Below are 13,453 nucleotides of genomic sequence, written 5' to 3'. Positions count from 1 at the left end.
CCACCGTCCTGCCCCCACCGCCGCCACCGCCCGCGATCCTCGCCGGCCAGATCGTGCTGCCCGACGCGGCCGGCGCCGATCCCGACCAGCCGCCGGTATGGAACGGCGCCGCCACCGCGCAGACCGCCGCCGAGCAGACCGCCGCCGCGGCGGCCTACCAGGCCTGGTTGCCGCGATGGCAGCTCTGGGCGACACGCGCGCGCGTTGACGCGGAGCGGCGCAATCTGCACAACACGCTGCACGCGGTGGCGGCCCGGGTCGCCCAGGAGGGTGACGCGCTGGAACTCGTGCTGGCGACCGGCCTGCTGACCTGGCAGCCACCGGGCGGCCCCACCGTCCGCGAGCACCTGCTGACCACCCGACTGACCTGCGACATCGACCCGGTCACCTCCGACATCAGGGTGCGGGTCCCGGCGGGAGCCACGACGCGCCTCGCCGACGGCCCGCTACTCGACGGCATCGCCGGTTTCCGCCGGGAACGGACGAACGCGCTGCACGAGCGCCTGCGGGGACGACCGTCGGCGCCCCTGGGCCCGGACGACATCCGGCTGCTGCGGGACTGGCTGGCGCTGGCGCTCGACGTGCCGACGGACGGCTTCGAACCCGACCTCGCGCCGCCCGCGCCGCCGCCGCCCGACAGCGCGTCACGCCCGCGGGTGACCTTCGCCCCGGCCCTCGTCCTGCGCACCCGTGACCAAGCCGCCCTGCTGACCTACTACGAGCGGATGCTCGACGTCCTGCGGGGTGACGGACCTCCGCCGCTCGGCCTCGTCCAGCTGGTGGAGACCCTCGGCGCCGCCGACCGGCTGGCCTGGCTCGAGGCGGAGGGGGCGACGAGCGGCGCCGATCTCGGTGCGGACCCGCTGCTCCCGCTCCCGGCCAGTCCCGAGCAGGCCCGGGTGCTGGAACGGCTTCGCCACGACAACGGCGTCGTCGTCGAGGGCCCGCCCGGCACCGACAAGACGCACACGATCGCCAACCTGGTCTGCGCCCTGCTGGCGGAGGGGCAACGGGTTCTGGTCACCAGCCAGAAGTCGCAAGCCCTGCGGGTCCTGCGGGAGAAACTGCCCCCGGACCTGCAGCGGCTGTGCGTGTCGTTCACCGACACCGAGGAGGCACGCGGCGCTCCGGTCGACCAGGCCGAGAACGCGGGGGCGGGCCTGGACGGCCGGCCCGACCCGGTCTTCGACCCCGCCCCGGCCGGGGCTGAAGACGGAGCGGACGAGCTCGGCGGCATCGGCGTGGGTTCCCCCGAGCTCGCCGCGAGCGTGAGCGCCCTGGCCGCGGAGAAGGCCACCTATCACCCCGAGGCGCTCGACCGGCGGATCGCGCGGGCCGCCGCGCGTCGGCGGGAGGCGATCCGCGCCCGCGATGTCCTGGCGGACCGGGCCCGCGCCCTGCGGTTGGCCGAGCACACGGTGCATCCGGACAGCGAGGTGGCTCCAGGCTGGGGCGGGACGCGGGCGAGCATCGCGGCGCGGGTCCGGGCCGAGGCCGACGCGTCGCGGTGGCTGCCGCGGCCCGTGCCCCGGGCCACCGCGACCACCGCGACCACCGCGACCACCGCGACCACCGCAGCCACCACGACGACGGGGTCCGGGCCTGTCGGGCCTGCGCCGGTTCCCCCGCCGTTGACCGGCGCCGAGGCACTGGAGCTCCACGCCCTGCTGCGATCCGGTCAGATGCGATCTGGTCAGGACGCCGGCCCGGACCGGTCCGCCAGCCCGGTGGTCGAGATGAGCCGGTTCCTACCCGCCGAGCGGTTCGCGGACCTGGTGGCCGCCGCCCGCGCGGCCGACGAGGCGGTCCGCCTTGCCCGCGCGGCCGTCCGTCCCGCGACCCGAGGTCTCCTCGACACGCTCGCCGCCGTCGATCCCGCGGTGGTCTCCCTCGATCCGCTACAGCAGGCGGTCGCCAGGCTCTCCCGCACGCTCGAGGAGCTCGACGGGCGCGGGCAGCGGTCGCACAGACGGCGCTGGGTTCCGGCGGCCCTCGACGACGCCCTCGCCGGCCGGGACCGGGTCCTCTGGGCGAAGGTGGCCGCGGCCACGCCGATGATCGACGAAGCAACACGGCACGTGACCGAACTCGGTCTGCACGCGGTCGCCCTTCCGACCTCCGCGTCCCCGGACGGCTCCGCCTCGGCCGCCGACGCCGGCTCCCCGGCGGATCCGGGCTTCGACCCCGCCGCTCTGCTCGCCCGGGGGGAGGCGCTGCGCGAGCACCTCGACGCCGGGGGCGAACTGCGGCGCAGGTTCCGGCCGAAGATCCAGAAGGAGGCGGACGCACTGCTGACCCGGACGCTGGTGGACGGCGTCGCGCCGACCACCCCGGAGCTGCTCGATCTCGTGCTCGTCCGGCTCCGGGCGGAGGTCGCGGTCGAGGCCGCGACCTCCGGGTGGGCCCTGGTCGGGATCGCGCCGCGGCCCACCGATCCCTTCGAGGTACGCCTGTCCCGACTGGTTGAGGCGCAGGAGGCCGTCACCGAGATCCAGGCGGTCGTAACGGCGCGGGACCGGGTCGTGGCGATCCTGGAGGACATCGTGCCCGGCCGGGCACCGGCGGTGGACTCCGCCGAGCGCGTCCGGGATCTCGCGGCCGTCATGGCCGCGCTGCGCCCGATGGCAGCCGCCGCCGACGCCGAGCAGGCGCTGGGGGAACTGCGGGAGGGCTACGCCGAGCTTGCCACCGCGGCGGGCGCGCTGTCCGAGGTCGCCGAGCTGGCCGGCGCGGTGGCGGCCCGCAATGTGGCCGCGTACACGCGGACCCGGGCCGCGCTCGCCACCACCATGGCTGCCCGGGAGGTGGCGCTGCGCCGGGACGAGCTGCTCGGCCGGCTGCGCGCGGCGCATCCCGACCTCGCCGATCTTCTCGTCTCGACGGCCGGCGCGACCCGGCCCAATGGAGCGGAGATCTGGCCGGCCAGGCTCGCGGCGTTCACGACCGCCTGGTCCTGGGCGGTGGCCGCGAGCTGGCTGACCGCCAAGGCCGCCGGCGCCGGCGCGGCTCCCGGCGGCCCGGCTGGACCACCCGTCGATCTGGACGCCGAGCTGGACGCGGCGGAGGACATGGTCGCCGCGGCCACCGCGGAGCTGGCCGGCGCCCGCGCGTGGAAACACTGCCTCGAACGGATGGGCGCCGAGCAATCGGCCGCGCTGCGCGCCTATGCCGACGCGGTGGCGGCCAGCGGCACCTTCGGCGGCCGCCACGCCGAACGTTTCCGCCAGGCCGCCCGGGAGGCGATGGAGATCGCCCAGACGGCGGTGCCGGCCTGGGTCATGCCGATCCGGGAGGTGCTGTCGACGATCCCGGCGGTGCGCGACAGCTTCGACGTCGTGATCGTCGACGAAGGCAGTCAGGCCGGGCTCGACAGCCTGTTCCTGCTCTGGCTCGCCCCACGGGTGATCGTCGTGGGCGACGACCGGCAGTGCACGCCGCCGGTGGAGGTCACGGACGAGCTCGACCGGGTCTTCGACCGGCTGGCGGCCCTGCTGCCGGAGGTGCCGGCGTGGCTGCGCGTCGGGTTCACCCCCCGGTCGAGCCTGTTCACGCTGTTGCGGACCCGCTTCGGCGAGGTGATCCGGCTGCGGGAGCACTTCCGGTGCATGCCGGAAATCATCGAGTGGTCGTCGGCCATGTTCTACCGGGACGCGCCGCTGCTTCCCCTGCGCCAGTTCGGCGCCGACCGGCTGCCGCCGCTGGTCGCCCGGTTCGTTCCCCATGGTTTCACCACAGACGCGGGCCTCGGTCCACGCAATCCGGCCGAGGCCGATGCCCTGGTCGCGCAGGTGCTCTCCTGCGCCGAGGATCCCCGGTACGCCCGGCTCTCCTTCGGCGTCGTCGTCCCGCAGGGCACCGCGCAGGCGGCGCTGATCCGCGACCAGCTGGCCGACCGGATGTCCGCCGCCGAGCACCAGCGTCGACGGCTGCGGGTGGGCGTCCCCGCCGACTTCCAGGGCGACGAGCGCGACGTCGTCTTCCTGTCCTTGGTGGTGGCGCCCGACTCGCGCATCACCCCGCTGACCCGACTGGAGTACCAGCGGCGGTTCAACGTCGCGGCCTCCCGGGCCCGCAACCAGGTCTGGCTGTTCCACTCCGTACCGGTTACCGATCTTGACCCCCGCGATCTGCGGCACAACTATCTGAGCTACGTGCTGTCCACGACGCACCCGGCGACCGCCGGCCGCGGCGAGGAGCCCCCGGCGCTCGCCGAGATGCCGGCCAACCGTCCGCATCCGGCCTTCGGATCCCTGTTCGAACAGCGGGTCTTCCGGGAGATCGCCGGCCGCGGCTACCTGGTCACCCCGCAGGTGGAGGTCAACGGTCGGCGGGTCGACCTGGTCGTCTCCGGCGGTCGGGCCCGGCTCGCCGTCGAGTGCGACGGGGACGTCGGCTCCGGTCCGGACGAGATCGCGCACGAGTTCGCCCGGGAGCGCGAGCTGCGCCGGGCGGGCTGGCGGTTCTGGCGGGTCCGCCAGTCCGAGTGCGAGCTCGACACCGACGCCGCGTTGGCCTCGTTGTGGCCGCGGCTGGCGAGGGCCGGCATCGTGCCCGTGAACACCGGGGCGCGACGACCGCGGGACGATGCCGCCATCGGCCTCCCCCGCGTCGAACACTCCACCGTCCGGGCGAGCGCCGACGAGGCGCTGCACCGGTGGCGGCCCATCGCCCTGTCCGATCTGGAGGGCCTCGACGACGCACCGCCGGACGCCGATCCGCACGATCCGGCCCGTGATCCGGCCCGTGATCCGGCCCCTGCCCCCCGGCGAGGCGCGGGCGCGGCCCTGGGCGCCGGTGGGGGCGACCGCTCCCCGCGGGCCGAACGGGTCGGTCAGGCCGGCGGCCCGGCCACCCCGCCCGGTTCGAACGGCGCCGGCAGGACGTCGGGACCGTGATCGTCGTGGGGATGCCTCGACGCCTGCTCCGGCGTCTTCTCCGCGGCGTGTCCCGGATCCGTCGGGTCCTCGGTCTCCGAGTCGCCCACGCCGGCGATCCGCACGAGTCCGGGTCGCGGCAGTCGCGGCTTCACGGTCGGCAGTTCGGTGAAATCCGCCCGGCGGATGCGGCAGAACGCGCTCTGGGTTCCGGTGCCGAGCTGGCACGCCCCGAAGTCGGCTGCGGCGGACAGGTAGGCAAGCGCCTCGGTCCGGTCGAGCCCGACCCGGCTCTGTAGGAAGACCACCGCCGACCGCGCCGCGCGGCGGACGGACTCGGCGAGGTCAACGTCGAGCCCCAGGGTGACCCAGGCCGTGTCGGTCTCGATGAACGGTTCCCGCAGCGCGCCGAGAACCGACCGGGCCGCCGTGTCACGCAGCACGGTCAGCCGCAGCGTCGCCCGCAGCGGGCCATCCAGGGCGGTGGCACCGATCTTCCCGTCTCCGAGGGCGTAATGCGGATCGCCGACGGCGAACAACGCGCCGCTCACCTGGACCGGCAGGAACAGCCGCGCGCCCGCGCCGAGTTCCCGGCAGTCCAGGGCGCCGCCGTGCGGACCGATCGAAGTGGAGGGGACGATCTCGATCGTAGTGTCCACGCCGACCGCCATGATTCCCAGGAACGGCGCCAACGGAAACCGGGTCCTGCTGCCGTTCACACTGGTCAGGGCGCCGAACAGACGGCCCCGCCGGCGCTCCACAGCGCAGAAGGTGGTAATGGTGCGGAAGCGTTGCCAATGGCGGGCGTCGGCGTCCGAGTCCGGTGGCCCCCCCGCGGGGAACTCCCCGGCGAGCAGGCCCGCGCCATGGCGGGTCGAGACGATCCCATACCGTGCGCGGGGATGCAGCGAGACCATCTCAACCCGCAGCACGTTCCCCGGTTCCGCGCCCCGGACGAACACCGGTCCGGTGACGATGTGGGGGCCGTCCACCCCGAACCGGTGCGGGATACCCGAAGCGGCGATCGCCCGGGCATCGGCCAGCACCTCCGACGGCGCGACCCCGAAACCGGCGAAGAAGGCGTCGGGATCGCGCCCCTGGTCGCAGAGGATCCCCTCCTGGCTGACCGTATCGAAGGTGACCGTGGCGCCGGAGTCGACACTGAGAACCGGCTTGGTCAGGGCGTTCGGCAGCTCACCCCATCTGATGGTCTCGGGGGTGGAGGGCAGGTAGTGCCTTCCCTCGATCCTTCCTCGGCCAGGCTGCAGCGCCACCCGGCCCTACCTGGACCGATGCCTGGTCAGCGGACCTCCGCTGGGCCGAATCGCCTGGGCGCGCGGCTGACCGGCCCCACGGATCACGGCAGGCCGCGGACGACATACACGCGGACAGGTCTGGCTTCGCACGCGCGTCAGATTTCCAGTGACATATGTCGGGAAGGTGACGCGGACGTTGCGATCACGGTCATTCCGCTGTTTCCGGGTACCCGGTGCGGTCAGGGCCGCGTCCACCCGTCGGTGCCGCCTCCGGCCGGGAGTCCCGGGTCCGGCCGGTCGGTCGGTCGGTCCGGGGGTCGGCGGGGTCGGGAGACTCCGACGAGGATGAGATATCCAGATCAGTAGGGTATTGGAGGATATGGCGAGTGGGAAGTCACGGGAAACCCCCGGCGGGCGCAACGCTGCGCGATCTGGGTGAGTTCGGCGTGATCGAGGCTGTGACGGCGCGTTTCTCCCATGGACGGGACGTGCTGGTCGGCCCCGGGGACGATGCGGCGGTGCTGGCCGCCCCGGACGGTCGGGTGGTCGTCACCACCGACCTGCTGCTCGAAGGACGCCACTTCCGCCGGGACTGGTCGTCCGCGGTGGATGTCGGGCACAAGGCCGCCGCGCAGAACCTCGCCGACGTGGCGTCGATGGGGGCGAGGCCCACCGGCCTGTTCCTCGGATTCGCCGCACCCGGCGACCTCGCGGTCGACTGGGCCCTGGCGATGGCCGACGGAATGGCCGAGGAATGCGCGTATGCCGGTGCCTCCGTGTCCGGCGGGGACGTCAGCTCCGCGGATTCGATCATGCTCGGGGTGACCGCGCTCGGTGACCTGCAGGGCCGGCCGCCGGTCCTGCGCTCGGGCGCCCGGCCCGGTGACGCCGTGGTGCTCGCTGGTCGTCTCGGGTGGGCCCAGGCGGGGCTGGCCCTACTCACGGCGGGTTCGGCAGCCGGCGATTCCCGATGGGTCGACGACCCGCGATGGAAGGAGCTGATCGCGGCGCATCGCCGGCCCCGGCCACCCTACGCGCTCGGGCCGGTGCTCGCCGCCGCGGGCGCGCACGCCATGTGCGACGTCTCGGACGGTCTCGTGGCGGATCTCGGCCACATCGCCGTGGCATCGGGGGTGTCCATCAATCTCGCGCCGGAAGCCTTCCTGATCGACGAGGCGATGCGGTCGGCCGGGGCCGCCCTTGATGTGGACCCGTTGCGCTGGGTACTCGACGGCGGCGAGGATCACGCGCTGGTCGCCTGCCTTCCCCCAGGAGTGACCCCGCCGGCCGGGTGCGTAATGATCGGTTCGGTCCTGAGCGGCGCGGGACCGGTCGGCGCGGGGGTGACAGTGGACGGGAAGCATCCCGTAGGCAGCGGCGGGTGGGACCACTACGGACAGTCCGCGACGGACGCACTCTGACCCCGGGCAAACCAAGGGACAACGACACCAAGGGAGAAAGGGCACCAAGGAGCAGAAACATCAAGAGGCAGATGCCGGCCCGCCAGGTCGCCTCACGGGCGTAGGTCGCTCGAAGCGACATTTATTGGGTCCGGGGGCCATGATGCGGGCCGGCGTCACCGAGCATAACCGACGGCCCGCCCGGGAGTATCCCCACCGTGCGGTGAACGATCGAACGATCTCGCTCTCGCCCTGATTGGCTGCAGCTGCCGGCCGTTCCCGGCGCCGGTCCGCGTATCCCGGAGAACACGCCGAGCAATCTACTCGTAACCGATCGGGGGACAGGTCGAACCAGGATGCCCAGAGCGGGTAGGATGGGTAGACGGTGGCGGAAGGGCCTTTCGGAGGCCGAGAAGCGAGACCGTGGATAGAGGCGAATGGCCCCGTGACAGCACCAACGGTACCTGCGTCAGGACCTGACTTCGGACCCAACGAATGGCTGGTCTTCGAGATCTACCAGCAGTTTCTCGAAGATCCGCAGAGCGTATCGCCGGAGTGGCGCGAGTTCCTCTCCGATTACCACCCCGGCACGCCGCCCGCCTCCGCGGGCGTAGCCGAGCAGGCCGCCACGGCGGCCCCTAACGGAGAGGTCTCGCCGGATGGTGAGGCCTCCCACACTACGCCTGTTCCGGTGAAGCCGAGCGAGGCCGTCCCGTCGGTTCCGCCCGTCCCGTCGGTTCCGGCCGCCGCGTCTGTTCCGGCCGCCGCGACCGCGCCGGTCCCGGCGTCGGCGCAGCCCGCCGGGCCCCCGAAGCAGGCGGCACCCGCCGACCGGCAGGTTCCGGGGGCGGCCACGCCGCTGCGCGGCGCCGCCGCCCGCGTGGTCAGCAACATGGAGACCTCGCTGCACGTCCCGACGGCGACCTCGGTGCGGGCGGTGCCGGCCAAGCTGCTCGCGGACAACCGCATCGTGATCAACCGGCACCTGGCCCGCTCCAGCGGCGGCAAGGCGTCCTTCACGCACATCATCGGCTACGCGATGGTCAAGGCGCTGGCCGCGCATCCCGTCATGAACGCCTCCTACACGGAGGTGGGCGGCAAGCCGGCCATCGTCCAGCCTGAGCACGTCAACCTGGGCCTCGCCATCGACCTGGTGACCCCGAAGGGCCGCCAGCTCGTCGTCGCCGCCGTCAAGAAGGCCGAGACGCTGGACTTCACCCAGTTCTGGCAGGCCTACGAGGACCTCGTGCGCCGGGCCCGGGCGAACAAGCTGACCACCGACGACTTCACCGGCGTCACCATCAGCCTGACCAACCCCGGCGGCATCGGCACCGTGCACTCGGTGCCCCGCCTGATGGAGGGCCAGGGCACGATCATCGGCGTCGGGGCGATGGAGTACCCGGCCGAGTTCTCCGGCGCGTCGGCGAACACCCTGGCGAAGCTTGCGATCTCCAAGATCATCACACTGACCAGCACCTACGACCACCGCATCATCCAGGGCGCCCAGTCGGGTGAGTACCTGCGCCGGATGCACCAGCTGCTCCTCGGCGAGGACGGCTTCTACGACGAGATCTTCCAGTCGCTGCGGGTGCCCTACGAGCCCGTGCGCTGGGTCACCGACATGCCGGTCGTGCACGAGGGCGACCTCGACCACAACGCCCGGGTGCTGGAACTGATCCACGCCTACCGGGTGCGCGGCCACCTCATGGCGGACACGAACCCGCTCGAGTTCGCCATCCGCAGCCATCCCGATCTCGACATCATCAGCCACGGGCTGACCCTGTGGGACCTCGACCGCGAGTTCGCCGTCGGCGGCTTCGCCGGGCACCGGACGATGTCCCTGCGCGACGTCCTGGGGGTCCTGCGCGACTCGTACTGCCGTCGGATCGGCATCGAGTACATGCACATCCAGGAGCCGGACGAGCGCGCCTGGATCCAGGCCCGGGTCGAGCGGGCCGCGGAGCGGCCGGACCCGGCCGAGCAGCTGCACGTGCTGGAGCGGCTCGGGGCCGCGGAGGCGTTCGAATCCTTCTTGCAGACCAAGTACGTCGGCCAGCGCCGGTTCTCCCTCGAGGGCGCCGAGTCGACGATCCCCGCCCTCGACGAAGTTCTCTCGCGCGCCGCCGGCGCGGGGATGGACGAGGTCGTCATCGGCATGGCCCATCGCGGCCGGCTGAACGTGCTCGCCAACATCGTCGGCAAGTCCTACCGGCAGATCTTCGCCGAGTTCGAGGGCTACCTCGACCCGCAGACCGCGCACGGCTCCGGCGACGTCAAGTACCACCTCGGCGCCGAGGGCGTCTACACCGGCCAGGACGGCCGCACGGTACCGGTCTCGGTGGTCGCGAACCCGTCGCACCTCGAGGCGGTCGACCCGGTCACCGAGGGCGTCGTCCGCGCCAAGCAGGACATCCTGGACAAGGGCTCGGCGGGTTTCACCGTCCTGCCGGTACTCGTCCACGGCGATGCCGCGTTCGCCGGTCAGGGGGTCGTCGCCGAGACCCTCAACCTGTCCCAGCTGCGCGGATACCGCACCGGCGGCACCGTGCACCTGGTCATCAACAACCAGGTCGGATTCACCACCTCGCCGGACTCCGGCCGGTCGTCGGTGTACGCCACCGACGTCGCCCGGATGGTCCAGGCACCGATCTTCCACGTGAACGGGGACGACCCGGAGGCGTGTGTCCGGGTCGCGGCGCTGGCGTTCGAGTACCGCCAGGCGTTCCACAAGGACGTCGTCATCGACCTGGTCTGCTACCGGCGGCGCGGGCACAACGAGATGGACGAGCCCTCGTTCACCCAGCCGTTGATGTACGACACCATCGCCAGCAAGCGTTCGGTGCGCAAGCTCTACACCGAGGCGCTGATCGGCCGCGGGGACATCACCCGCGAGGAGGCCGAGCAAGCGATGAAGAGCTACCGCGCGGAGCTCGAGAAGGCCTTCGCGCAGACCCGGGACACCACCCCGGTGGGCTCGTCGCCGCAGCCACGCATCATCACCACCCCGGAGGAGGCCGCCGCGGCGGCCGCGGTGAGCACCGCCGTGTCCGACGAGGCCGTGAAGAAGGTCATCGAGACCCAGGTCAACCTGCCGGAGGGCTTCACCGTCCATCCACGGCTGCGTCCCCAGGTCGAGCGGCGGGCCCAGATGGTGGAGGCCGGCTCGATCGACTGGGCGCTGGCGGAGACCTTGGCCTTCGGAACGCTCCTACTCGACGGCCGCTCGGTGCGGCTGACCGGTCAGGACAGCCGGCGGGGCACCTTCGGCCAGCGGCACGCCGTGCTGGTCGACCGGCACAGCGCCGCGGACCACACCCCGCTGCGGACCCTGCGCTACGGCCTCGACGGCACCATCGTGAACGACGGTGTCGGCACCTTCTACGTCTACGACTCGCTGTTGAGCGAGTTCGCGGCGATGGGCTTCGAGTACGGCTACGCGGTCGCCCGGCCGGACATGCTGGTGCTCTGGGAGGCGCAGTTCGGCGACTTCGCCAACGGTGCCCAGTCGATCATTGACGAGTTCATCACCGCCGGTGAGGCCAAGTGGGGCCAGCGGTCGGCAGTCACCCTGCTGCTGCCGCACGGCTACGAGGGTCAGGGTCCCGACCATTCCTCCGCCCGCATCGAGCGCTTCCTGTCGCTGTGCGCGGACAACAACATGACGGTCTCCGCACCCTCGTCCCCCGCCAGCTACTTCCACCTGCTGCGCCGGCAGGCCCTCTCGCCGGTCCGGCGCCCGCTGGTGGTCTTCACCCCCAAGTCGATGCTGCGGCTGAAGGCCGCGACGTCCACCGTGGCGGAGCTGACCGGCAGCGGCTGGCAGCCGGTGATTGACGACGGGTCCGTGACGGACCCGTCGGCCGTGCGCCGGGTACTGCTCACGGGCGGCAAGGTCTACTACGATCTCGCCGCCGCCCGGGGGAAGCACGATGACGCCGAGCGGTTCGCCCTGCTGCGCGTCGAACAGCTCTACCCAACGCCCGGACCGGAGCTCGCGCAGGTCCTGGAGCGTTACCCGAACGTGACGGACATCGTCTGGCTCCAGGAGGAGCCAGCGAACCAGGGCGCCTACCCGCACATGGCCCTCAACCTGACCGAATTCCTGCCCGGCGGCATCCGGCTGCGTCGCATCTCCCGGCGCGCCGCCGCGGCCCCGGCCTCGGGGTCGTCGAAGGTGCACGAGCGCGAGCAGCAGGCCCTGGTCGAGGCGGCGTTCGAGAACTGAGCGCGCGGCTGGCGGGGCGTGCCCGATCCGAGGACCGGGTCCCGCCCCGCCAGTGGTGTTCCCGCCCCGCCAGTGGTATTCCCGGGCCGCCGTGCCCGGCAGCGCCACCGGCGTGCGGCGGCCGGTCCGGCTCGCCACCTGGCTGGCCCGCCCAGCCCCGAGCCAGGAGTCCCCGCATCGCACCAAAGAGGCTAGGCGGGGGGGCGGAGTATCAGCTTGCCGAAGAACTCACCGCCGAGCAGCTGCTCGAAGGCGGCCCGGGCATCGGCCAGCGGGCGCACCTCGTGGATCAGCGGCCGCACCCTGGTCCGTTCCGCGAACGCGACGAGGTCGACCAGCTCGTCCCGGCTCCCCATGGTGGAACCGATCACCGACAGCTGGAGGAAGAAGATCCGGGTGAGGTCCGCCGGCGGGTTCGGACCACTGGTGGCGCCCGAGACCACGATGCGCCCGCCGGGGCGCAATGCCTTCACCGAGTGACCCCAGGTGGCGGCGCCGACGGTCTCGATGACCGCGTCGACCCGGCGCGGCAGCCGGGCACCAGGTTCGAGAACCTCGTCGGCGCCGAGGGCGGCCGCCCGCTTCCGCTTGGTCTCGTCCCGCGAGGTCACGAAGACGGTGTGCCCGGCGGCCTTGCCGATCAACAGCGCCGCGGTGGCCACCCCCCCACCGGCTCCCTGGATGAGCACGGTGCCGCCGCCCCCGGCGGGCAGCCCCGCCCGGGAGACGACCATCCGGTAGGCAGTGAGCCAGGCGGTCGGCAGGCAGGCGGCCTCCTCCCACGACAACCCGGCGGGCTTCGGGATCAGGTTGCGCCGCGGCACGGCGACCCGCTCGGCAAGGGTTCCCGGGTACAGCTCGGACAACAGGGTCCGCTTCGGGTCCAGCGTCTCGTCCCCCCCGCCCGCTGCCGGATCACCGATCACGCTGTGGACGATGACCTCCTGCCCGTCGGGGGTCACCCCGGCGGCGTCACAGCCGAGGATCATCGGGAGCCGATCCGCCGGCAGGCCCACTCCACGCAGGCTGAACAGGTCGTGATGGTTGAGCGAGGCGGCCCGCACCGTGACGGTGACCCACCCGTCGAGCGGCGCGGGTTCGGGCTGCTCCCCGATGGCCAGGCCGTCGAGCGGAGAATCGGGGTGGAGGGACACGGCGGCGGCGGCTAGCACCCTTCGAACCTACGGCTACCGGCGTGCAGACGCGAGCGAGGCCGACCGGCGCGGATCCGCTCAGGACAACCGACAGGCGACGCCACGGACGAAGGGGACCATCCGGGCCGGCAACCGCGCCTGCCACGCCGGTGTGCTGAACTCGACACCGTGGGAACAACAAGGGTGGACGTCCAATGGTAAACGGGCCGTGGTGACCCACGAGGACATGCCCGACTCGCCACGCAGAAACGGGTCGAGCCGGCGGCTGGGCTGGCGCCGCCGACACCCCGCGCCCATCCCGGAGGCACCTGCGACGGTCATCGTGGACGGCATACCGGTCATCACGGTGGCTCCCGCCGACTTCGTGTGCTGCTCTTACAAGGGATGTGGGACCCTGCGCCCGCTCGCGGAGGCGGCGGAGAACCGGCCCTGCCCAGGATGCGGCCGGGTCTGAGAGCACGCGGTCTCGCAAACGGCCCGGGAACGCGGCTCAGGGACCCGCAGCGGGACGCGGGGCCACGACCGTCTAGGCTTGTTTTCCGCA

General features: G+C 72.6%; 6 protein-coding genes. 4 read left to right on the top strand and 2 right to left on the bottom strand.

Features of this window, described 5'->3' with window-relative positions:
* Positions 1 to 4,895 (top strand): AAA domain-containing protein (locus AC08OJ_RS13960; RefSeq protein ID WP_476595938.1); only part of this gene is annotated, 4,895 nt, incomplete at its 5' end.
* Here AC08OJ_RS13960 and AC08OJ_RS13955 read toward each other — a convergent pair.
* A complete protein-coding gene (locus AC08OJ_RS13955) occupies positions 4,832 to 6,148 on the bottom strand; it encodes an acetamidase/formamidase family protein (RefSeq protein WP_476595937.1) in 1,317 nt (438 codons plus the stop codon). The two genes, AC08OJ_RS13960 and AC08OJ_RS13955, sit on opposite strands and share 64 nt — an antisense overlap.
* 368 nt (positions 6,149 to 6,516) lie before the next feature.
* Between AC08OJ_RS13955 and AC08OJ_RS13950 the strand changes: the two genes are divergently transcribed.
* Positions 6,517 to 7,551: a thiamine-phosphate kinase gene (locus AC08OJ_RS13950; protein WP_476593296.1), complete on the top strand. Its 1,035-nt coding sequence runs from the start codon at positions 6,517 to 6,519 to the stop codon at positions 7,549 to 7,551.
* Between the two features lie 424 nt (positions 7,552 to 7,975).
* The gene (locus tag AC08OJ_RS13945) at positions 7,976 to 11,755 is read left to right on the top strand and encodes a multifunctional oxoglutarate decarboxylase/oxoglutarate dehydrogenase thiamine pyrophosphate-binding subunit/dihydrolipoyllysine-residue succinyltransferase subunit (RefSeq protein WP_476595936.1); all 3,780 of its coding nucleotides are present in this window, start codon (positions 7,976 to 7,978) and stop codon (positions 11,753 to 11,755) included.
* 191 nt (positions 11,756 to 11,946) lie between these two features.
* Here AC08OJ_RS13945 and AC08OJ_RS13940 read toward each other — a convergent pair whose 3' ends face one another.
* Complete coding sequence (locus AC08OJ_RS13940) at positions 11,947 to 12,927, bottom strand: zinc-binding dehydrogenase (protein WP_476595935.1); 981 nt, start codon at positions 12,925 to 12,927, stop codon at positions 11,947 to 11,949.
* A gap of 190 nt (positions 12,928 to 13,117) precedes the next feature.
* On the opposite strand from AC08OJ_RS13940, the gene AC08OJ_RS13935 reads away from it, so the two are divergent.
* On the top strand, positions 13,118 to 13,363 hold the full coding sequence (locus tag AC08OJ_RS13935) for a hypothetical protein (protein WP_462186625.1): 246 nt from the start codon (positions 13,118 to 13,120) through the stop codon (positions 13,361 to 13,363).
* Positions 13,364 to 13,453 lie beyond the last annotated feature (90 nt).

It is taken from the genome of Frankia sp. CgKIO3, from assembly GCF_977946435.1.
This window is presented reverse-complemented; position numbering and strand designations above follow the sequence as displayed.